Origin of the sequence: Candidatus Blochmannia vicinus (assembly GCF_023586525.1) — a bacterium.
Taxonomy (GTDB): Bacteria; Pseudomonadota; Gammaproteobacteria; order Enterobacterales; family Enterobacteriaceae; genus Blochmanniella; species Blochmanniella vicinus.
The window spans coordinates 339,485-363,941 of sequence record NZ_CP097763.1; the positions used below are offsets into that span (position 1 = coordinate 339,485).

Consider the following 24,457-nt stretch of genomic DNA (forward strand, 5'->3'; position numbering starts at 1 on the left):
TTCTGCTCTTATATCTATAAAATTAGATAGTGATTGCGTAGAGTTATATTATATTTTCAAAATATTCAAATATTTTTGAATATTGTTGAGTTACGTATATTTAATTGTTTAAATATTATTTAAATAAAATCAAAAAATCTTGTTTAATAACAAATATTACTTTTTAAGTAAACAATGATTTTATATATTTTTAACAATTGAATTTATAGTTCACATAAAAATGGATTGTTAAATTGTATTTTATTAGATATATCAGTATTGATATATGGTTAAATTTTACATACACTTCTGACAGTGGTAATTATAAATATATTAACTGATTATTTTGAGATGTCATATGTTTGTACTATATATTAGCATATATAGTATTATTATGTATATAGCTCAGCCTGTAATATGGATACGGTTATTATGGCGTAGCAGGAAATCGCCATCATATCGTAAACGTTGGTTGGAGCGTTATGGCTTCCATCATAAAAGTATTAAATCTGATGGTATAGTTTTGCATGCTGTGTCTCTTGGAGAAACATTAGCAGCTATTCCTCTGATACGTGCTTTACAGAAACGTTATCCAAGAATAACTATTACATTAACTGCAATGACTCCAACAGGAATAGAATTAGCACAGTCTAGGTTTCATGATAACACATATTGTAGTTACTTACCATATGATTTACCTGGTTCTATGAAACGATTTATTGACCAAGTTAAACCTAAATTGGTTATTGCTATGGAAACCGAATTATGGCCGAATCTTATTAATATATTGTATCAACGTAATATTCCTTTTGTTATTGTTAATGCTCGCCTCTCATTTCGTTCTTTTATTGGCTATAAGAAGTTTCGTTATTTTATTTCGTTAATTATGGAACGTATTACTTTTATTGCTGCTCAAAATAAAGGAGATGCTATTCGATTTCTTAAGTTAGGATTAAAAAAAAACAAGTTATTTGTTACAGGTAATCTGAAGTTTGATATTGAAATATCTCAGGATTTATTAAACAAAATTTCATTTTTAAAAAAAACCTGGATTAAAAATCGACAGGTATGGATTGCTAGCAGCACTCATAAAGGAGAGGAAATATTGTTACTGCAAGCACATAAACATCTTTTGACAACATTTCCTAATTTACTGATGATTTTAGCTCCGCGCCATCCAGAACGTTTTATTAATGTTAGAAGCATTACTGAAGAAGCTGGGTTTTCCTACATTATGAGAAGTGATGGAGTTGCGCCATCTCAAGAAACACAAGTAATTATTAATGATACTATAGGAGAATTGATGTTACTGTATGGTGTCTCGGATATGGCTTTTATTGGAGGTAGTTTAGTAAAACATGGAGGACATAATCCATTAGAGCCAGCAGCACATTCCATTCCGTTGATTATGGGGCCATATACTTTCAATTTTCATGATATTTGTATCAAATTATATGAGTCAGATGGATTAATTACCGTAACCGATACTGAATCTTTAATAAGTACTATTACTATGTTGCTTACAAATAAACAGAGTCGTTTAAATTATGGTTATAGAGCTATTAAAGTCCTAAAACATAATCAAGGAGCTTTACAACAATTATTATATTTATTAGATAATTATTTATTAATTAGAAGATAATTTTTTTATTTAAAAAAATTATTGATTGTTGACTTAATTATGTGGAATTTAAGGGTTATTATTGTTTTGTTATTATTTAAAAATATATTAGTATCTATGTGTAATATTATACATTGCAACCATCTTTATATAATGTAATTAAAATATAAAATTAAATTAGGAAATACAGTAATTGAAAGATTATAGCATCATGGTTTGATATATTTACTCTTATTATCGATAGACTGTAATTATAAACGAATAGTCTCATATATTGTTATATATGACAGAAAGGAGGGTGTTGTTTTAATTTTTATAAATTTATGTATAATCATTATATACATATTTGTATAACACAAAATTGTTTGTATTGGCATTTATAATAGTATGTAGATATATATGTTTTAGATAGTGATTATGATTAATTAGGACTTGTGATATAAGAGTTAATTATTTATCTTTGATAAATATTTGTTAAATTTTAACATATTTAGTTTAAAGATGTAGGAAGTATAAGAATTAAAGATATTTTTTAAAATGTGTTTAATAGTTATTATGTAATCTTGATTTTTGAAATATACTTATGTTTTAACTAGATATTTAAATTTTAAAATATAAACTATATTGTAGTACAAATAAATATTTAGTTTAGTCTATTTATATAGATAAATTTATTTTGTAGTTTTACTTTAATCGTCGACAAGTATAATTTCTAATATATGATGCTAACTCATGCGATGTATCCAGGAACTTTTGATCCATTAACGTATGGACATTTAGATATAATTGTTAGAGCCCATAAAATTTTTGGCGAATTATTTTTAGCAGTAGCTGAAAATCCACAAAAAAATCCTCTGTTTAGTCTTAAAGAGCGTGTAATATTTGTAGAACAAGCAACTGCAACATTATCCAATGTAACAGTATTTGGATTTAATGATTTAACAGTAAACGTTATGAAAAAAAAACAAATAAATATTTTAATTCGGGGCTTAAGAACTAGGTCAGATTTTGAATATGAAATACAACTTGCAAAAATTAATAATTATTTCGAAAAAGAAATAGAAACGATATTTATGACATCTACAGGAATTTGGACGTATCTTTCTTCTAAATTAGTGAAAGAGATTGCTCAATATGGAGGAAAAATAGATCAATTTATTCCTAATTTTATTGCTGAAAAAGTAATAGAAAAGTTAAGAAACACCCCGAAAGATATGAAGATCTTATGATTATTTAAAAAACATTATTGTATGTATATCATTTATTTGATCCCTGGTATATATCTAATAATGTGGATAGTTATTATTTTTTAACAGATAATCGAAATAACCAAATACAACCCTGATTAATTCTAGATTAGAATTAAATATATGCTTTTAAAAACATTTTGTACACACATTATAGTAAATTTTTGAGATGGTCTTCTTTGAATTTATTTTAATAAAGTATCGGCGAATATTTAGTTCTTTATTTTATTTAATTGCTTTTCTTTTCTATGTATATTACATGTTTTTGTATAAAAGGGTCAAACTTTTTTAATTTTATTTTTTCAGGGTTAGTACGCTTATTTTTAGTAGTGCTATAATAATGCCCATTATTAGAGGAGGAAAATAAACGGATTGTTTCTCGTATTTCTTTAGCCATTATATAATTCCTTTTTAATATTATTTATTTTTAGAATATAAATTAGATAGACAGTATTCGATTCCTAATTTATCAATCAATCGCATACCTTTTGTAGATATCCGTAACGTAAAGTAGCGCTTTTTACTGTCGATCCAAAAACGATGAGAATGAATATTAGGTATAAACCAACGTTTGGTCGCATTCATAGCGTGAGAACGTTTATTTCCATTCATAGGGCGCTTTCCAGTAATTTGGCACACTCGCGTCACAATTACTCTCCTAATCGTTATTATTAAAATAATTATTTAAACAATAATAATAAGAAAACTATTTTTATGTTTTCCTATAAATTTTGTTAATTCTTTTATTTATATTTTCATGTCTTGTTTTTTAAATATAATTAATAAAGAATTTTTTAAAAATTTATTTATATACATCTAATAAATACAATATCTTTAATATCGCAAATACTGGTTTTGTTATTGTTTGCTCATATATTACAAACATTCACATTTCCTATAGATTTATTAAGATGTATTATATAGGAATTTGCATGTTATGTGCAAGACTATTATTCTACTGAAATATTGAATTAATAAAAATTTATTAATTTTATTTATATTAATAAAAACTATCAATTTTTATGATATAACACATAAAATAAATAATCATTAAAATTATGTGAATATAATATGACGGGATTAATTGATAAACGTATCATATTAGGAGTAAGCGGTGGTATTGCTGCATATAAAACTATAGACCTAATACGACTTCTAAAAGAAAGAGGTTCAAAAGTTAGAGTGATTATGACAAAATCTGCAAAAAAATTCGTTACTCCTTTAAGTTTACAAACAATATCCTGTCATCCAGTTTTGGATAATTTTTTTTCTCCTCAAATAGAGATGACGATGCCTCATATAAAATTAGCTAAATGGGCTGATTTAGTTTTACTTGCTCCAGCTACAGCTAATTTATTAGCTAGATTATCTGTGGGATTGTCTAATGATTTATTATGCAGTTTGTGTTTAGCTACAACAGCTCCTATTGCTGTTGCACCATCTATGAATCAACAAATGTATAAAGCTATCGTAACTCAAGCTAATTTAGATATTCTGCGAAAAAGAGGGGTGTTAGTCTGGGGCCCAGATTATGGATATCAAGCTTGTAATGATATTGGTTATGGGCGCATGACGGATCCAAAAATACTTACTGAGTATATAGAGCATTATTTTTCTCATGACAGTTCTTTAAGTCATCTTAATATTATGATTACTGCTGGTCCTACTCATGAAGCTTTAGATCCTATTCGGTTTTTTACTAATTACAGCTCAGGAAAAATGGGATTTGCTATTGCACAAGCTGCCGCAGACAAAGGAGCAAAAGTTACATTAATTGCAGGACCAGTACATTTGCACACTCCTATTCGAGTGAGACGAATTAATGTTATCTCTGCATTAGATATGAAAGAAGCAGTGATGCAAGATATTAAAAATCAGCAAATTTTCATTGGTTGTGCAGCAGTATCAGATTATCGTATTAATCATTCTTCTTCTGAGAAAATTAAAAAGGATAAAAATACCTTAAGAATAATTATGATTAAAAATCCTGATATTGTATCAGAAGTAGGGTCATTAATTGATAAACGTCCCTATGTTGTTGGATTTGCTGCTGAAACTAAGAATATAGAAAAATATGCTCAAGATAAACGTATCGGTAAACATTTAGATTTAATTTGTGCTAATAATATTTCTCATGCGAATCAAGGATTCAATAGTGATAATAATGCTTTATATCTGTTTTGGAATAAAGGCAGCGTTGTATTGCCTTTAAGGAGAAAAAATTTATTGGCGCAACAACTTATTAATGAAATTATTAAGCGGTACAATGAAAACAATTAACATTAAAATTATTGATAATCGTGTTATTAATTATTTTTGTTTTCCGAGATATGCTACAGCAGGGTCTGCTGGATTAGATTTGCCAGCTTGTCTGAGTGAACCGTTGACCATTTATCCTGGAGAAACTCATTTAATTTATACTGGTATTGCAATACATATCTCTGATATAAAGATAGCGGGTGTTATTTTGCCTCGTTCAGGGTTGGGGCATAAGTACGGTATTGTTTTAGGAAATTTGGTTGGGCTCATAGATTCAGATTATCAAGGAGAATTAATGGTATCTTTATGGAATCGTGGATCAAAAAAATATGTCGTGTATCCTGGGAAAAGGATAGCACAGTTGATTTTTATACCGATAATTCAAGTTAAGTTTTCTGTAGTTAAATCATTTATTCCTACCGAACGCGGGTCTGATGGTTTTGGTCATTCGATGTAAAACATTACTTACTACATGAGTATAATGAAAATTATACTTTTTTATTCAAGTTATAATATACATATTCTAAATAATTACGTAAATAAAGTATATTATTAATTTATTGAAATAAACAGTATAGTATGTTTAATGAATTGTTATATTTATAAATAATATATAAATATTCTGATTAGTATCTATATATAGCAATGGTCTTTATTTTTAAAAAAGACGTACTTATATTGATTTTATATTAATTTTAGAATAAAAAATTAACACAATATATTGTGTATATAGTTCTATAATATATATGTGCAATGGTATTAAACAATTTTAATATTATTAAAATTGTTTCTATATAATTTTTACTTATTAATTGATTTTATTTTGTTATAATAACTTATATTAAAATAACAAAAATATTATTTTAATATAAGTTATTATAATCTATTTTTAATAGTTGTTATATGATTTATATATAAATCATATAACAACAGTAGTATTTATTATGCACAGAATATAATTCTCTAGTTTAGAAGATTGTATTTGAAAATAAATAAGAATTTTATAAATTATTATCAGTTATCGTATTATTATATTGTTATTATTGAATTAAGTAATATAAGTTTCATAAGCACTAAATTAATTCCACAAATTTTTAATAAATTACATCTATATATTCAGTACATAATTAAAATTGGATTTTTATATGCATGATGGGATTAAATTATTTACTTATTTAAATTTTTAAAATTTTATTTTTATTTTTTGATAAAATTTAGGTGCTTGTTATGGTTTATAGTATGACCGCTTTTTCAAGACATGAAGTAAAGTATACATGGGGTAATGTTATCTGGGAAATTTGTTCCTTAAATCAACGTTATTTAGATATTCATATTGATTTACCTAAATATCTTTATGATTTATCGTGGATGATTCGTAAACAAATTAAAGATTCTCTTACTAGAGGAAAAATAGAATGTTTTTTACGCATTAAAATGAATAGTAATTGTGATAATAATAATATAAGCACGCTTATTGTTAATAAACAGTTGGTTTATCATCTTGTTTCTTATGCAAAATGGGTAAAAACATTAATTAATGATGAAGGTGAGATAAATCCAATAGATATTTTATCTTGGCCAGGAGTAATAACATATGAAAAAAATGACATGAATAATGTTAGTACTGAATTATTAATATGTTTTAAAGAGGCATTACATAATTTAGTGCAAAATAGGGAAAGAGAAGGTATTTTTTTAAAAAATAAAATTGTTGAACGTTTACATTTAATGTATAAGGAAGTTAATGAAATTCGTCAATATATTCCTAATGTATTAGAGTGGAAGCGAAAGAAACTTTTGGAACAAATGCAGGATGTTTGCGTTTATGTTGATCCAATACGATTAGAACAAGAGTTATTAATAGTAGCCCAGAAAATTGACATTTCAGAAGAAGTAGATCGTTTAACAGGTCATATCAAAGAAATGCATCGCGTTCTTGATCAAAAAGGATCTATTGGTAGGCGATTAGATTTTATAATACAGGAACTGTGTAGAGAAGCTAATACATTAACTTCAAAATCTATAAACTCTCATATTACTCAATTAGCAATCTCTTTAAAAATATTTATTGAACAAGTTCGAGAACAAACTCAAAATATTGAATAAAATATAGCCATTAAATAAAGAGTTTTTTGTTTAATTTGAATTAGATTGTTTAGTTGTATCTATATTTATTGTCAATAGTTGATTTCGATAATTTTTGAATTAAATAAAATATTTTAATTAATTATCTTAGAACTAAGATTTTAATATTAAAATTCTATATTTTATTTATGTAAACATTGTTACTTACACTTTTGCATTATGTTGCAATCATTACTAGAAATATATTTCTAGTTTAACAGCCCTATTTAATCAAAAACGATATATTATTTGATATTGTTTATAGATGAACTGTTATCATATATTTATGAATAAATTATATTTCTTCAAAATTTAATTTTTTGTTAAAATAACATATCAATTTGTAAACCAAAATATTTTACTATAAATTAAATGATATATATCACTTAACTTACGGTATTTTTATGAATTTATATAAACTGAAATGTATAATATATTATTATTTAAAAATATTATTTATTATTAAATATAAATTTAAATAATATTCTTATAAAAAAATAAAAAGATATTTTATTTTTTTATAAGAATATTATTTAAAGATTGTGATTTATATCTGTTTAAATGTAAATATATAATTTTAAATTAAAAATAAATCATAAAAAATAAAAAAATTATTTTTTTGTAAATCTATCAGAAATTTTCTTTTTCCTACAGTAATATTTCAAATTTAAAAAAACTCCGATAAAATAAAAATAGCAAACAATATAAAAGTTATATATCAGAATATATGCGTTTTGGAGTAACAATGTCTGATTATTTCAATATAATTGAAAATATTAATTTAGTAGAATTACAATAATTTAGGAGGCATGAACTGAAATAATTGATTAAATAAGTGTTGTTAATTATTAGGTTAAAATAATTAAACTGAAAGTTATTATTTTAATAAACAATATACTGCAGATAATTTATTTTATAATTTAACCTGATATTAATTGAAACTGTCAAATACAGTCCTATTATCGTTATTGATTTAATATAGAGATACACAATTATGAATAGATTAACAGATATTTCAAATATGGTAGAATCTTTATCCCGTATTTATCATCGTTTACGCAAAGAAATAAACGGTCAGTTAGTTAATGAAGGACTTTCGATGTCTAAAATGAAAATATTACATCTTATTACTACCGGTAAAACTAGTGCAACAGACATTAAAAATTATATGGGATTTTCTTCAAGAACTGTAGTAACAGTACTTGACGCGTTAGAAAAGGATGAAATGTTACGCCGACAACAAAGCTTGACAGATCGCAGAGTAAAGTATGTTCATATTACAGAAAAAGGACGTGATAAATTACGTATTGCTAAAGATACGCATAATATTATTTTAGACCGTATGTTTTCTCCTTTGTCTGATATGCAACTTAAAAGTTTTAGAGAAGTATGTAATTTGCTTGAAATACGACAAAAAAATAATATATTAAACTAATATAAACGTGTTGTATATTATAATATACATTATAAGCATTTAGTAACATAAATAGGGTTTTCGGCAAGACTGTTTTATGAATTTAGTACATAACCATATAATAATCACTATTGAATTATCTAATAATTGTTAAGTCTTGCCGAAAACCCTCCATCAAAGACTATTAACAATTAAATGTGTTAATGTAGATGGTAAGTTTTAGTATCAACTAGAATTAATTGTAGACCGTGGTCATGATTTAGTCATGTACAAAATAATAATATATTTTTAAAAATTGATTATTCATATAATTAAAAGTTGTATATTCCTTTACGATGAAGAATTTAGGAACATTATGCGTCATATCTGCTCCAAGTGGCACAGGAAAGTCTACGTTAATTCAAACTTTAATGCAATATAATGGTTTCATTTATAAAATTAAATTATCTATCTCTTATACTACACGTATTAAAAGATCTGGGGAAATTCATGGAAAAGATTATTATTTTATTTCAAGAAAAAAATTTAAATATATGATTAATAAGAATAAGTTTTTTGAATATGCTAAAGTTTTTGATCATTATTATGGTACCTTGAAAAATGATATCAAAACTATGTTAAGTACTGGAATACATGTTGTGCTCAATATTGATTGGAAAGGAGCGCAACAAATTCGAAATAAAATAAAAAATAATATTTATACTATTTTTATTTTACCTCCATCAAAGAAAGAATTATCACGTCGGTTATATTTTAGGGGACAAGATGCAAAAAAAATTATTGCTGAACGTATGAAGCATGCAATGGATGAAATTAGTCATTTTAAAGAATATGATTATGTCGTGGTAAATGATGACTTTAATATTGCTCTAATACATTTACAATCAATTATATTATCTGAACAATTGCGTATAGCATATCAAAAAATACACCATGCAACATTAATACATAACTTATTGTTACCAGACGTATAGCAATAATACGAAATTTACATAATAATGCTCTTAATATGGTTAGTAATTTAAAAATTAATAAGGATACAATAAAATGGCACGTATTACTGTACAGGATGCTGTAGAAAAAGTTGGTAATAGATTTGATTTAATATTAGTTGCTGCACGGCGTGCACGACAAATGCAGATTGGTGGAAAAGAAACGTTAGTTAAAAAAAATAACAATGACAAATATACTGTGCTTGCTCTTAGAGAAATAGAAGAAGATTTGATTGCTAAGTAAATTTTAATATTTGTATATAGTGTAAACATTATATGGTTTTAAGTTTTTAAATTATCTTTACAAGTTAGAATTTATATATAGCAAATATGAAAAATAGTCTTAAAAGACTATTTTTATCATGTAATTTAAATATTGAAGTAATGTATTGCAATATTTATTTTTTTATTAACATTTATATTTATATTCTAAAATAGCGTATGAATTACATATGTTTTTAAAGATAAAAAATTTATTACAAAAAAATTAATTTTTTCAATCTATAAAAAACCATATATTTATTGCAGTGCTTTATAGTATGTATTTTTATAGCAATAAAATACTGCATTGAGGTTTAAGTAATTAAAAATTATTATTCGTACAAATATTTATTTTGTTAAATTGTATTGTTATAAAATTACAATGAGTGACGTTATAATTTCAGATTAAGAATTGTAAATTTAGGTAATTATCAATAGCACTTGCTAAATATATCAAATACTAATAATATCAATGATCATTCCAACACGGATATATTTAAATTAAATAAATTTTTAGAAGATATTGATAGCAACAATTTTTATAAGTAATAATTCTAAAGTGTTATTTTATGACTGTATTATCATGGGATCTATAATGGCTGAGAGATCAAATATGACAGATATCGAAAAAATTTTTTCCATTCTTAATGAAAAACAAATAAAATTTGTTGATTTGCGTTTTACCGATACAAAAGGAAAGGAACAACATATTACTATCCCTAAAATGCAAGTTGATGATCATTTATTTAATAATGGCAAGATTTTTGACGGATCTTCTATTAAAGGCTGGAAAAATATTAATGAGTCAGATATGATTTTAATGCCTGATCCCACTAGCTTTGTGATAGATCCATTTTATGAAAATACTACAGTAATTATTCGTTGTGATATCTTCGACCCTAGTACTATGAAAAATTATGATAGGGATCCACGATCTATAGCTAAACGGGCAGAAATGTTTTTGTATAATTCTGGTATTGCTGATGTTGTAATGTTTGGGCCTGAACCAGAATTTTTTTTATTTGATGACATTCGTTTTGAAACAACACAATCAGGGTCTTATGTGATAGTTGATGATCGAGAATCGGCGTGGAATAGCGGTAAAGTATATAAAGACGGAAATAAAGGTCATCGTCCTAGAATAAAAAGTGGATATGCTCCAGTGCCTCCAATAGATTCTTCGCAAAATTTACGCTCTACTATGTCTTTAATAATGGAAAAAATGGGATTAATTGTAGAGGCTCATCATCATGAAGTTGCAACATCTGGACAAAATGAAATAGCAACCCGGTTTAATACTCTTACCAAAAAAGCTGATGAAATACAAATATATAAGTATGTAGTACATAATGTTGCTCATAGTTCTGGTAAAACTGCGACTTTTATGCCAAAACCCATTATAAATGATAACGGGTCAGGTATGCATTGTCATATATCTTTACATAGAAAAGATGTTAACTTATTTTCAGGCGAACAATATGGATATCTCTCTGATATAGCTTTATTTTATATTGGAGGAATTTTGCGTCATGCTAAAGCATTAAATGCTATAACTAATCCAACTACTAATTCATATAAACGTTTAGTTCCAAATTATGAAGCTCCAGTGATGTTGACTTATTCTGCTGGTAATCGTTCCAGCGCTATCCGGATTCCATCGATTATTAATAAATCAAAAAATGATGCATCATGTCGCGTTGAAATTCGTTTTCCTGATCCAGCTGCTAATCCTTATTTAGCTTTTTCTGCGTTGCTTATGGCTGGATTAGATGGAATTATTAATAAAGTCCATCCTGGAGCACCTATAGATAAAAATTTATATACTATTTCTAAAAAAGAAGCATTATCTATTCCGTGTATGGCATCATCTTTTGATGAGGCATTGAATTCTTTGGCAGAAGATTATACATTTTTGACACGAGGCGATGTTTTTAGTGAAGATTATATCAATGCTTATATTCTGTTATGTCAAGAAGAAATCAGGTTAGTACATATTACTCCGCATCCTGTGGAATTTGATTTATATTATAGTGTTTAAAGTTTTACATTAATTATATGATGACTCATCATATAATTAATGTAAAACAGGGTAGTTGTTATAATTAAATATATAAATTTAAGTAATTTATTTTCATTTTACCATAATTATACATAATATATATGTATGAAATATAATTATCATATCACTTATTTTTTAGTAAGTGTGCCTGGAATTTGTAAATTACCTGACGGAAAGATGGGTATGGAGGTGGCTTTTGTTGGCTATTCTAATAGCGGGAAATCTAGCGTTATTAATGCTCTAACTTATCAAAAAAAACTTACCAAAGTCAGTAAAACACCAGGATGTACGAAACTAATTAATTTATTTGAAGTAAAACCGGGCATTCGTCTTATTGATTTTCCTGGTTATGGTTATGCTAAAGGTATAACCATAAGAAAAAATTATTGGCATGATGTGGCATGCAAATACTTGGAGAAGAGAGAGAATTTAAAAGGATTGATTTTAATCATGGATATTAGGCGTCCTATAAAAAATTTAGATCAAAAAATAATTGAAAGTGCGCTTTCTATGAAAGTTCCGGTTTTTACTCTATTAAATAAATCAGATAAAATTTCTAGAAATATTTTGAAAGTTACAACTCAAAAAATGATTCATGACATGAATATAAGGTTTACAACGTCGTGCATACAAGTTGCGCCCTTTTCTGCTGTTAAGAAACATGGAATAGAATTGTTAAAAATTACTCTTAATCATTGGCTAAAATATTGAAGTAATAACGTAATACATATCTATAAAATTCAACATAATATTTTATATATTTAGAAATTGTATAATATATATGGTAAATAAGTTGTTTTAATTGGTGTTTAATATTTGTATATATATATTATTTATATGATGTATACATTAAATTTAATAATATTAATGTGCTTGCTCCCAATTTTTTCCAATACCGATATCTACTTTTAGTGGGACATCAATAACAAAACATTCTTCCATTAATTTTTTAATTTGTTTCACAGCTGGATCTAGGATTTCATGGTGCACTTCAAATACTAATTCATCATGAACCTGCATGATTATACGTGCTGGAATTTTATTTTTTTGTAACCAATTATCAACAGATATCATTGCTTTTTTAATAATATCAGCAGCACTTCCTTGCATAGGAGCATTGATTGCTGCTCTTTCAGCACCTTTTTTTTGAGAAATATTAGAAGAAAAAATATCTGGTAAATATAATTTTCGCCCATCCAATGTAGATACATAGCCATATTTATTAGCATGCTCTCGAATATGTTTCATATATCTCATGACTCCAGGATACCGTTTAAAATAACGATCTACATATTTTTGCGCTTCTTTACATGTTACTGATAATTGACGTGCTAATCCAAATGCACTCATTCCATAAATTAATCCAAAATTGATAGTTTTAGCTTGATGTCTTTGTTCATTAGTCACTAAATGTAATGCAGTTACAAATATTTCGGAAGCTGTTGTAGTGTGAATATCTTTTCCAGAGAGAAAATCATTAATTAATTTGATATCTTGAGATAGGTGCGCCATTATTCTTAATTCTATTTGTGAATAATCTGCAGCTACAATTAAAAAATTTGTTGGAGCAATAAAAGCTTGACGTATTTTTCTACCGTCCAAATTTCTATTTGGAATATTTTGTAAATTTGGATTAGTAGAAGAAAGACGTCCCGTAGAAGTTCTAGTTTGATTATATGAGGTATGTACTCGATTCGATTTCTTATTAATCATAGTAATTAATTTATTAGTATAAGTAGATTTTAATTTAGCTAAACTACGATACCGTAAAATGATTTTTGGCATTGGATATTTTTTTGATAATATTTTTAATACTTCTTCATTGGTTGAAGGAGCGCCAGTAGGTGTTTTTTTTAAAATTGGCAATCTTTGTTTACTATACAATATTTCTTGTAATTGCTTGGTTGAAGAAAGATTAAAAGAAGTATTTACTAATTGATACGCTTCCAGTTTTAATGCATTGAGTTGAGAATCTAATTCCATTGAATGAGCGTTAAGTAGTTTTTTATCTATTAATACGCCATAGTTTTCGATACGAGATAATATGGATATTAAAGGCATTTCTATTTCTTCAAATATTTTTTTTAGTTTATTGTTTGTGTTTATCTTTGGCCATAAAATATGATGTAGATTGAACAGGGATTTAATGAATTTAGCAGCATGTAGAGATTGCGATTGTACATTATGTGCGTCTAAGATAATACTATTTTTATGGTAATTATTTTTAAAATCTATAACAGCGTTGAATGTATCTTTATCTAAAAAATTTCTTATATCTTGATAATTGGAAGTACCATACAATATGTATAATTCTAATATGACATCGAATGCCATACCAACTAAATTTATATTGTAACGTTTAAATATAGCGTAACTAAACTTTAGATGTTGCCCAATTTTTTTTATTTCTGAATTTTCTAAAATTGGCTGTAGCGTTGACAGTATTTCTTCAAGATATAAAAAACCTTGATGATTATTAATTAAATTAGTGTTTATAGGAATAAACGCACTTTCATCAGGATTTATAGATAAACATATGCTTATAATATTAGCTGTAGCAGCGTTAAACATATCTGTATGTATGTTAAATATAAAGAATTTAGATATTTTAATTTTTTCAATCCAATGATAAAGCATTTTAATATCATGTATTATTTTGACAATTTTTTTTTCTTTGACATAATCTAATAATAAATTACTTTTTTGATTTAAAAACGTACTTTTTAGGCATTGATTTGACGATAGCTTATTTAAGCGTATATCTTTATACAACCATTTTTTTGATTTTAAATCTATTAACCAATTTTTGAACTCATATCGTTTAAATAATGATAATAAAGTATCAATATTTGCCTGTTGTCTTGCTAGCTGATAAACAGAAGTATCTAAGGATACATCTGTTTTGATGGTTGTTAATTTATAAGAAAGAAATGCTATTTCTTTATTGATTTGTAATATATTTTGTATCGCCCTAGCGCCCCGTATCTTCAATATACCAATGCTATCTAAATTTTCATATAATGTTTTTAAATTTCCTATTTTTTTTAATAATATTTGTGCAGTTTTTTTTCCTACTCCAGGAACACCAGGAATATTATCCGAACGATCTCCTGTTAATGCTAAATAATCAGCTATCAATGCTGGTGGTATTCCAAATTTTTTTTCTACTTCTTTGGGAGTAAATATAATATTTGATATAGTGTTAATAAGAGTTATCTTAGATGATACTATTTGGGCCATATCTTTATCTCCTGTACTAATTAATACAGGATTTCCTGATTGTGCGTAAGATATAGCTAGCGTTCCTATAACATCGTCTGCTTCTACATTAGGTACCTGAAGCGTTGGCAGTCCCATGGCTTGTATTATCTTGCATAGTGGATCTATTTGAGTAAATAGATCTTTAGGGGTTTTAATGCGATTAGCCTTATATTTTTCAAATAAGTTGTTACGAAATGTTTTTCCAATTGTATCAAAAACAATTACCATATGAGCAGGTTGATATCGCACTAATAGACTTTTTATCATGTTGATTACTCCATATATTACCCATACTGCTTCTCCATTACTGGTTTTTAATGGTGGTAATGCATGATAGGCACGATGTATATAAAAAGAACCATCCACTAAAATTATCGGATTATTTATAATTGTAATCATAATGATATTTTATATATGATTTAATCTTAGAAAAGATTAAAGAATGCTGGATACTTATTTAGTAAATTTATCAGGTAACAATATTATCATAGATAATAAAATAATAAAAATTAAATGAAGTTGTGTTATATAACTTAAATGAGTATATGTATAGTATGATAATTACATAAATATATAAAATTTTTATGTTTTATTTATGAGTAAATTTAATAGTTCACAAAATTGTTGCGTATAGGCATTTACTGATGATATATCCAATTTGTCGTTTTTTATCATATACTTACCATTGATAAATATCGATGGAACTCCCCTGAGATGAAAATTTATTGCTGCCTGTTCTTGATCTGATACTAAAGACTTTACTAATATACTATCCCAAGCAGTATCAAATTCTTCTGCATTAACGCCAGATTTAATAAATATTGTACGAATATCTTCTATGGTATGGATAGATTGTTGCTTTTGTATCGCTATAAATAATATGGGACTAATTTTGTTTTCTATTCCTAATACTATTGCCACAGCCCAAGCGTGTGTTAATTGTTTTCCTAAATTACCTAAAAAATTTACATGATATTTATAAAAATTTACGTTTTTAGGTAGTGTTTTTTTTACATTGTTTGAGATATGATAAATTTGTTCGAACTGATAACAATGAGGGCAATAAAAAGAAAAAAATTCTAGTAGTTTAGGGGCATTATGAATAGGTTTATTTAATAGAATGTATTGTTTTCCTTCAATAATTTCAGATGAAATGCTTTTGCATGAAAATGTTAAAGAAATTACTATCAAAATAAGATGTAATTTTTTCATACAACCTCCTAATAATCCCATAATATTCTATTTTGACTTGTTGATGTGTGGTCTTAATTATCATACTAATATTATTTTGATATGTATGAGAATTGGTGTGCTTATTGTAAATTAATAGGTTTTATAATTATTATATTAGTTAAGTGTAGTAATAAATAAAAATATTTTTACAATAATTATTTACTCTTACTAAGATGTTTGCACGATTTATATAAAAACTTAAAAAGTTGAGATTATTTTAATATTTTATATAAATGGTCACATAAATAAATACAGGGATAATTTTAGGACAGTATCAATCATTAACTATAAAGAATATTGTTATACACAATAGAAAGATATCTAATTAAGTATAGAGTAATTTATATTTTATATATAAATGCTGTTTTTAATTAAAGAACAGAGTATATAGTGATTTTGTCATCATAAAGATATGATGGTTTTTGCATTTGGAAAATTACATTATTATTGTTTTTTTTTATGAAATATGTTTAATTTATCCCAAATACTATCAATATGATGTCGTACTGTATTATGCATTTTAATTGGGATACCCCATTCTCTTTCAGTTTCTCCGGGCCATTTGTTTGTAGCATCCATACCTATTTTAGCGCCTAATCCAGAAACTGGACTAGAAAAATCAAGGTAATCAATTGGAGTATTTTCTATTATTATCGAATCTCGAGCGGGATCCATACGTGTAGTAATTGCCCATATAACATCATTCCAATCCCGTGCATTAATATCGTCGTCACATATAATAATAAATTTAGTGTACATAAATTGTTTTAGAAAAGACCATATTCCAAAAATTATGCGCTTGGCATGCCCAATATATTGTTTTTTTATGGTTACAATAGCTAATCTATATGAACAACCTTCAGGAGGTAAATAAAAATCTATAATTTCTGGAAATTGTTTCTGTATTATAGGAATAAATACTTCATTCATTGCCATTCCAAGCATCGCAGGTTCATCGGGTGGACGTCCAGTATAAGTAGAATGATAGATTGGATTATTTCTTTGAGTAACGTGGGTAATGGTGCATATTGGAAATTGAGCGGTAGTATTATAGTACCCTGTGTGATCTCCAAAAGGACCTTCTATTGCTGTCTTGCCTCGTTCTAAATATCCTTCTAAGATAATTTCAGAATTAGCTGGAACATCCAAGTCACATGAAATGCATTTAATTACTTCAGTTTTATAGCCTCTTAATAGACCGGAAAAAGCATACTCTGATAATGTATCAGGGATAGGGATTACTGCTCCTAGTAAAGTAGCTGGATCAGCTCCTAATGCTATAGTGATTGGAAATCTTTTTTCTGAAGTATATTTATTCCATTCTTGAAAATCTAATGCTCCACCACGATGAGATAGCCATCTTATAAGAATTTTGTTTTTAGATAGTACTTGTTGGCGATAAATCCCAAGATTTTGTCGTCTTTTTTTTGGCCCACGAGTTATTGTGATTCCCCAAGTAATTACAGGAGATATGTCTTTAGGCCAACAACGCATTATTGGCATATGTGTAATATCTACGTCTTTATTACACCAAATATTTTCTTGACACGGAGCTGTACTTACGCGCTTGATAGGCATATGTAAAATATGACGAAAATGAGGCATTTTAGAAAAAAAATCACGTATTCCTGTTGGGAGTTCAGGTTCTTTTAAAAATGCAAGTAATTTTCCAACATCACGTAATGATGGTAAATTTTCTTTGCCCATACCTAAAGCTATTCTATTAGGAGTACCAAATAAATTACAAAGAACAGGTATTGTATATCCTTTAGGGTTTTCAAAAAATAGTGCTGGTCCTCCAGATTTAATGGTACGATCAGCAATTTCTGTTATCTCTAAATCAGGGTTAATGGGAAGAGTAATTCTTTTTAAGTCTCCTTTATACTCTAAAATTTTAATAAAATCACGCAAATCTTTGTATTTCATGATATTTGATAGGCATTAAATTTATATTATTGTTCCTAATTTGGTATTACTTTTACAACGATACTCATTATATACAATATACATTATATATTGCAATTAATAGATTATTTTTTAAAATAATTCAAATTTTAATTATATTAGTAATTTTTAAAAAACTATATTTAGTTGTTATAATGTTAAAATAATTATATTGAATATAAAATATTTTTATTTTTTATAATATAAATATGAAGATATTTCTTTAAATTGTAAAAATAATGTTTTATTAGAAATAAAATTAGATATGAAGTTAATAATAATGATAATAATTACTGCATGATACGTTTCCACCCAATTGTCCAAACGAATATTCCGGTGACAAATAAAAAAATAGAAAAATTTTTAAAATATTTATCTTGTATACACAAGAAAATACTGCTGGTAATTAATGTTGCTCCAACGCCAAATAAAAATAATGCTTGACTTTGATTAGTTCGTTGCGTTTTTAACTCTGTTATCAAAATTTCTATTTTTTTTTGTAGCATACAAGAACGTTTAAATTCATTAGATAATATAGCGGGTAATTCTGGTATTTTATTTATCCAATGAGGTACTTTGTCTGCCAAATTACATATTGTTGTTGAAAACTTTAATTGATCTTGCATCCATTTTTCTAAAAAAGGTCTAGCAGATTTCCAAAGATCTAAATGAGGATACAGTTGCCTTACTATTCCTTCAACGTATAATAAAGTTTTTTGTAGTAAGATTAATTGAGGTTGTATTTCCATATTAAAACATCGTGCAGTATTAAACAAATATAGTAATATTTTACTAAAAGGAACATTTTCTAGAGGTTGTTCAAAAATTGGCTCAAATACTGTTCTCATCGCACATTCAAAGTCTTCAATGTTAGTATTGATGGGTACCCAGCCCGAGTCAAGATGTAATTCGGCTATCTTACGATAGTCGCGATTAAAAAATGCGATAAAATTTGCTGCTAAATAGTATTTATCTTTTTTATTTAAAGATCCAATAATGCCACAATCAATACTAATGTATTTTGGATTTTCTGGATGTTTATAACTAATGAATATATTACCAGGATGCATGTCTCCATGAAAAAAACTATCTCTAAATACTTGAGTAAAGAATATTTCTATCCCGCGTTCTGCCAATAATTTCATATTAGTTCTTTGTTTCTTTAATGCAACTATATCATATACGGATATGCCATAAATACGCTCCATAACCATAACTTTTTCGCTGCAAAAATCTACATATACTTTAGGTATGTATAATATTTGACTGTTTTTAAAATTTCTTCGTAATTGAATAGTATTGGCTGCTTCTTTTAATAGATTAAGTTCGTTAAAAAGGGTTTTTTCATATTCTGAAACCACTTCTGAAAACTTAAATTTTCGTCCTTCTGGGAGAAATTTATAAATCCAATTAGCTAATCTATGCATTAAACGTATATCTGTTTTAATAATAGGCAAGAGACCTGGACGAATAACTTTGATTACTATAGCTTTATTGGTTTTCTTAAATCTGGCGGCATGTACTTGTGAAATAGATGCAGATGCCAATGGTATTTCTTGAAAATCTTTAAACCATGTTTCTAGTGGATTGCCAATAGCACGTTCTATATATGTTTTAGCAAGGATACCGTCAAAAGGCACCACGCGATCTTGCAGCATTGATAATTGATCAGCAATGGAATCTGAGAAAATATCACGACGAGTAGAAAGCATTTGACCTAATTTAATCCATATTGGACCTAATTCTTGCAATGCTAAACGAAATCGTTCTCCTAAAGTTAGTTGGTAATGTTTATTTAAAATACGTAAAAAAAATCTACTTCCTATTCTTAATGGGAAAATTAATCGATGGGTAGGAACGAAATCACTTAATCCATAATTTAGTATTGTTTTAATTATGTAATAAAATCGATATAATTCATCAACAAACATTAAATTTCCTATAATTTGTTTAAATAATTAGATAAATATTTTAGGTATATTTAAGAAAACTGCAATAATTCTAGTGTACTTTTAGTATGAGTGTCTGTTGATCATTAATAATTATAATTTAACACTTTCAATATGAACAATATCCATTTTTGTAATAGTAGAAACTTAGAAATATTGGATCATATGATTTATTTTTTAATAAGACCCGTTAATGTAAATAAAACAAAATTAGTAATATATAACCAGATATCATCTAAATGTTTTATTAAATATATTATAATCAATTATAAATTACTGTTATTTATTAAATTAATATTTTTATATTCTGCACTATATATTTATCAAAAGTAACAATAAATGTTGCAGTATATCTGCATTATACAATATAATTTTTTTTAATACTGAAAGTATGCAATAGTTTCTTATTAAGATATAAAATAGTCAGATATTGTGGTGTTATGCGGAATAATTTTTTAAAATTTAACATGATTGTCTATCATTTTGGTGATGATTAATAAGATAATTAAAAATTGATTTTAATAGTTTATTAATATAAATATATTGTTTTAATATTTATGTGCACAATGTAATACTGCAATTCCGCAAGTCATATTAAAATATTTAACATTATTAAATCCTGTTTGCATCATCATATTTTTCAAAGTTTCCTGGTCTGGATGCATACGAATAGATTCTACAAGATAGCGATAACTATTAGCGTTTTGAGCTATTAACTCACCTATTTTGGGTAAGACGTGAAATGAATATAAATCATATATTGTATTTAATATTTTAAAAATAGGCACTCCAAAGTCTAAAATGAGTACTTTACCTTTAGATTTTAGAACTCTATGTATTGAAAATAATGCTTGTTCCTTGTTTGTAAAATTACGTAAACCAAAAGAAACAGCGACACAATCAAAAGTATTGTCAGGGAAAGGCAAAGCTTCAGCATCAGCCTGCACATATATCACGTTATTTAATATACCTAAATTACGCAATTTTTTTTGTCCTATATCTATCATAGAATCATTGATATCTACTAATACTACTATTCCTGAATTGCCAACTAATCGTGAAAATTTAATACTTAAATCTCCTGTGCCTCCGGCTAGATCTAGCACTTTTTGTCCGGTATACACTGTACTGTGATGAATCATGCATCGTTTCCACATTCTGTGTATACCGAAGGACATTAAGTCATTCATTAAATCATATTTTGACGCTATATCATGGAAGATTTTAGATACTAGTAATGTTTTTTTATTTTTGGGGACTTCTTGAAAGCCAAAATGAGTCAAATTTTTTTTGTGTTTATTATTCATATTTAATTTGTTATTGTAATACCTTCGTTAGATTTTTATTTATTGAAAATTTAATAAAATAAGTATTTGGATTTTACTAATTTGTATATTTTAGATGTATTTCATCAAGAGTTCGTTAAAGATTCATGACATGTATTTTGGGTGATATTATCTTCAAAATCAGATGGATTATAAGAAGGATTATTTTGTTTATCACATAAAAATATAGAATGAGGAGGGGTCTCATTAGTAATAATTGGTTGTTTTATTTGTACCCCAAGTGCTCTAAAACTTTCTGCTTGACTTATAATATTACCTTTTCCTTCAGAAAATTTATTTTTCGCTGCGTTGTAAATAACTTCTGCTTTATTCAGATATAGACCAATTTTGTTTAAGTCATCCATAAACAGTCGTAGTTTATCATATAAACGCCCAGCTTTATCAGCAATTTTTTTTGAGTGACAATTTTGATACTCATAGCGCCACAGATTATTAATAGTACGCAAAGCAATCAACAACGTTGTAGGACTAATCAACATGATATTATATCGCATGGCATCAGTTAATAATGATACTTCTTTTTCAATAGCTAACATAAAAGCAGATTCAATAGGAACAAACATTAAAATATAATCTAATGTGTTTAATCCAAATAATTTTTGGTAATCTTTTTTACTTAATGACTTTATGTGCGCACGCAATGAATGTACATGGTCAGCTATAGCCAATTGTCGATCTTCTTCATTATTGCTATTGAAATAACGTTCATAGGCCACTAAAGATATTTTGGAATCAATTACTACATTTTTACCTTGGGGTAAATGGATAATGACATCAGGCTGTAATCTATGTCCATTTGTTTGTTTTATACTGACTTGTATATGAAATTCATGACCTTCTCGCATGCCAGAAGCTTCTAATGCACGAGTTAAAATTACTTCTCCCCAGCTACCCTGGGTTTTATTGTTTCCTTTTAATGCTTGTGTTAAATTAATAGTTTCCTGAGTGATTTTTGCGTTTAATTGATGTAAATTACGAATTTCATATGTTAAAGTATGCCTGGCTTGTTCTTCTTTTTCAAAATTGTTTTGTATTTGATTTTTAAAACCCTCTAATTGTTCTTTTAATGGATATAATATTCTATCAAGGGTTATTCGGTTCTGTTTATCTATCTTGTATCCGTTTTGTTCAAAAATACGATTCGCTAAATTTTCAAATTGCATAGTTAATCGGTTTTCACTATCAATAAATAACTTTTGCTTTTCTTCTGTTGCAAGCTTATATTCTTCTAAACGAATGTTTAATTCTTGTAGTTTTAATTCTTGAGTATGATTTAAACTCAATTGTATATGTAATTCATGATTTAATTGCTCAGATTTTTGGTGATAATAATCTAATAATTTTAAACGTTCTTCAGTAGTGGATAATTTCCCATGTAGTTCGTATACTATTTGTGATTTGTTTTGCAATTTTTGTTCAATATCATGCCGTAAATCAGATTCATTTTTTAAATTTTGTTTAATTATACATAAGGTATTTTCGTGAGCTGTACAGTCATTTTTATATCTTTGAATACAGCGTTTTTCTATAATTTTACAGAATATTCCAGTAATTAAGGAACCTACTAACATACTAATTATATTATATAAGTAAAATAGGATCATTGTCATATATTCTCTACTATGGAATATAACTATAAAAATATTATAGCAGTCATTTGCTATTAGCTATTATATATGATGTTTGAACAATTTAAAGATCTAAGTTACCTAACATTATATCATGTTTCAAAACATATTATTTATTACTATAAAAAATATTTAATCATATGAAAGTATTTTTATTGTAAAATAATATATTTATTAAAATTTTTTAAAATCAATTAAATTGTGTCATAATCAATTAAATCAAAAATTTAAACAATAATAATAATTAATAGTTAATGTTATCAAAATTAAATTAATTATGTGCAGTTATTACCTTCAGTAAGAATAATGTGAGCTCCTTCAATTACAACTTTGATCGCCATATTTTCAGCATTGCGCATCCAAATAACATTTGGAGTTTCTTGTTGTGTGCGATTTACGATAATACCTGTTACAACTCCTGCTCGTAATCCTTGAGTTAAACACATAGTCAACAATGTTGCAGATTCCATTTCGTAGCTCATGACCCCCATGTTTTTCCATTCTTCCATAGAACCACGCAATTTTTTAATAATTCGACCAGAATATGTATCTTTTCTTTCTTGTCCGGGATAAAACGTATCTGAAGATACAGTCACACCATAATGTGATTTAATGCCAATTTTTTTAGCAGCTTTAATTAATGCCATACTACATGATAAGTCTGCTGTTGCTGGAAATTCTAATGGAGCAAAATGTTGACTGGCTCCATCACAACGGACGGCGGCAGTTACAATTAATACGTCTCCTATTTTTATATATTTTTGGATAGCACCCGCAGTGCCTACGCGTAAGAATGTACGTATACCTAATTGGGACAATTCTTCTATTACAATAGAAGTGGATGGCCCACCTATTCCTGTAGAACAAACGATTATTGTATTTCCATTAATTTTTGCGGACCAAGTAGTAAATTCTCTATAGCTAGCAATATATTTTGGATTATTCATAAGCGAAGCAATTTTTTTAACTCTGTTAGGATCTCCCGGAAGAATAGCTAAAGTTGCGCCTTGAAGATCACTAATCTTTAAACCTAAATGAAATGCGTTAGTTATAGACATAAAATTTTTATTACTTAACTATGTTGATAGTGATTATACGTTTGTTTTATAGTTAAAAACTAATTATGATTTTTTCAAAGTT

At 26.8% G+C, this 24,457-nt stretch carries 18 protein-coding genes and 1 pseudogene; 10 read left to right on the top strand and 9 right to left on the bottom strand.

Going from position 1 to position 24,457, the window contains the following annotated elements; all coding sequences use genetic code 11:
• Nucleotides 1–337 precede the first annotated feature (337 nt).
• Nucleotides 338–1,621 carry a lipid IV(A) 3-deoxy-D-manno-octulosonic acid transferase gene (gene waaA / locus M9408_RS01435; RefSeq protein WP_250257410.1) on the top strand — a complete coding sequence of 428 codons (1,284 nt, stop codon included), beginning with the start codon at nt 338–340 and terminating at the stop codon, nt 1,619–1,621.
• Nucleotides 1,622–2,319: 698 nt separating this feature from the next.
• A complete protein-coding gene (gene coaD, locus M9408_RS01440; RefSeq protein ID WP_423775072.1) occupies nt 2,320–2,829 on the top strand; it encodes a pantetheine-phosphate adenylyltransferase in 510 nt (169 codons plus the stop codon).
• 247 nt (nt 2,830–3,076) lie between these two features.
• Here the strand turns inward: coaD and rpmG are convergent, their stop codons facing one another.
• Both rpmG and rpmB read right to left on the bottom strand, forming a co-directional pair.
• Nucleotides 3,077–3,244, bottom strand: a complete 168-nt coding sequence (gene rpmG, locus M9408_RS01445; protein WP_250236116.1) for a 50S ribosomal protein L33 — start codon at nt 3,242–3,244, stop codon at nt 3,077–3,079.
• Between the two features lie 20 nt (nt 3,245–3,264).
• Nucleotides 3,265–3,495, bottom strand: a complete 231-nt coding sequence (gene rpmB, locus M9408_RS01450; protein ID WP_250236118.1) for a 50S ribosomal protein L28 — start codon at nt 3,493–3,495, stop codon at nt 3,265–3,267.
• A 423-nt stretch (nt 3,496–3,918) separates the two neighbouring features.
• On the opposite strand from rpmB, the gene coaBC reads away from it, so the two are divergent.
• The 8 genes and pseudogenes from coaBC to yihA all read left to right on the top strand — a co-directional run bounded on the left by coaBC (nt 3,919) and on the right by yihA (nt 12,667).
• A complete protein-coding gene (coaBC, locus tag M9408_RS01455) occupies nt 3,919–5,127 on the top strand; it encodes a bifunctional phosphopantothenoylcysteine decarboxylase/phosphopantothenate--cysteine ligase CoaBC (protein ID WP_250236120.1) in 1,209 nt (402 codons plus the stop codon).
• Nucleotides 5,114–5,563, top strand: a complete 450-nt coding sequence (gene dut, locus M9408_RS01460) for a dUTP diphosphatase (RefSeq protein WP_250257411.1) — start codon at nt 5,114–5,116, stop codon at nt 5,561–5,563. The genes coaBC and dut overlap by 14 nt, the downstream gene beginning before the upstream one ends.
• 782 nt (nt 5,564–6,345) lie before the next feature.
• Nucleotides 6,346–7,212, top strand: coding sequence for a YicC/YloC family endoribonuclease (locus M9408_RS01465; RefSeq protein WP_250257412.1), 867 nt, complete (start codon nt 6,346–6,348; stop codon nt 7,210–7,212).
• Nucleotides 7,213–8,224: 1,012 nt separating this feature from the next.
• Nucleotides 8,225–8,665: a MarR family winged helix-turn-helix transcriptional regulator gene (locus tag M9408_RS01470; RefSeq protein WP_250257414.1), complete on the top strand. Its 441-nt coding sequence runs from the start codon at nt 8,225–8,227 to the stop codon at nt 8,663–8,665.
• Nucleotides 8,666–8,979: 314 nt separating this feature from the next.
• Entirely contained in the window at nt 8,980–9,618 is a 639-nt protein-coding gene (gmk, locus tag M9408_RS01475) for a guanylate kinase (protein WP_250257415.1), read from the top strand.
• 73 nt (nt 9,619–9,691) lie between these two features.
• Nucleotides 9,692–9,871 (top strand): annotated as a pseudogene (gene rpoZ, locus M9408_RS01480) (DNA-directed RNA polymerase subunit omega); the annotation flags it as partial.
• Nucleotides 9,872–10,510: 639 nt separating this feature from the next.
• Complete coding sequence (gene glnA / locus M9408_RS01485) at nt 10,511–11,935, top strand: type I glutamate--ammonia ligase (RefSeq protein WP_250257463.1); 1,425 nt, start codon at nt 10,511–10,513, stop codon at nt 11,933–11,935.
• Nucleotides 11,936–12,061: 126 nt separating this feature from the next.
• The gene (yihA, locus tag M9408_RS01490; RefSeq protein WP_250257417.1) at nt 12,062–12,667 is read left to right on the top strand and encodes a ribosome biogenesis GTP-binding protein YihA/YsxC; all 606 of its coding nucleotides are present in this window, start codon (nt 12,062–12,064) and stop codon (nt 12,665–12,667) included.
• A 153-nt stretch (nt 12,668–12,820) separates the two neighbouring features.
• On the opposite strand, the gene polA is transcribed toward yihA, so the two are convergent.
• The 7 genes from polA to udp form a co-directional block, all read right to left on the bottom strand.
• On the bottom strand, nt 12,821–15,616 hold the full coding sequence (polA, locus tag M9408_RS01495) for a DNA polymerase I (RefSeq protein ID WP_250257419.1): 2,796 nt from the start codon (nt 15,614–15,616) through the stop codon (nt 12,821–12,823).
• 183 nt (nt 15,617–15,799) lie between these two features.
• A complete protein-coding gene (gene dsbA, locus M9408_RS01500) occupies nt 15,800–16,429 on the bottom strand; it encodes a thiol:disulfide interchange protein DsbA (RefSeq protein WP_250248591.1) in 630 nt (209 codons plus the stop codon).
• A 465-nt stretch (nt 16,430–16,894) separates the two neighbouring features.
• Nucleotides 16,895–18,376 (bottom strand): 4-hydroxy-3-polyprenylbenzoate decarboxylase, encoded by a 1,482-nt coding sequence (ubiD, locus tag M9408_RS01505; protein WP_250257421.1) that lies wholly within the window; start codon nt 18,374–18,376, stop codon nt 16,895–16,897.
• A 308-nt stretch (nt 18,377–18,684) separates the two neighbouring features.
• Entirely contained in the window at nt 18,685–20,325 is a 1,641-nt protein-coding gene (gene ubiB / locus M9408_RS01510; RefSeq protein ID WP_250257423.1) for a ubiquinone biosynthesis regulatory protein kinase UbiB, read from the bottom strand.
• 566 nt (nt 20,326–20,891) lie between these two features.
• Nucleotides 20,892–21,650: a bifunctional demethylmenaquinone methyltransferase/2-methoxy-6-polyprenyl-1,4-benzoquinol methylase UbiE gene (ubiE, locus tag M9408_RS01515; RefSeq protein WP_250257425.1), complete on the bottom strand. Its 759-nt coding sequence runs from the start codon at nt 21,648–21,650 to the stop codon at nt 20,892–20,894.
• Between the two features lie 104 nt (nt 21,651–21,754).
• A complete protein-coding gene (gene rmuC, locus M9408_RS01520; RefSeq protein WP_250257427.1) occupies nt 21,755–23,293 on the bottom strand; it encodes a DNA recombination protein RmuC in 1,539 nt (512 codons plus the stop codon).
• Between the two features lie 299 nt (nt 23,294–23,592).
• The gene (gene udp, locus M9408_RS01525; protein ID WP_250257429.1) at nt 23,593–24,375 is read right to left on the bottom strand and encodes a uridine phosphorylase; all 783 of its coding nucleotides are present in this window, start codon (nt 24,373–24,375) and stop codon (nt 23,593–23,595) included.
• Nucleotides 24,376–24,457 lie beyond the last annotated feature (82 nt).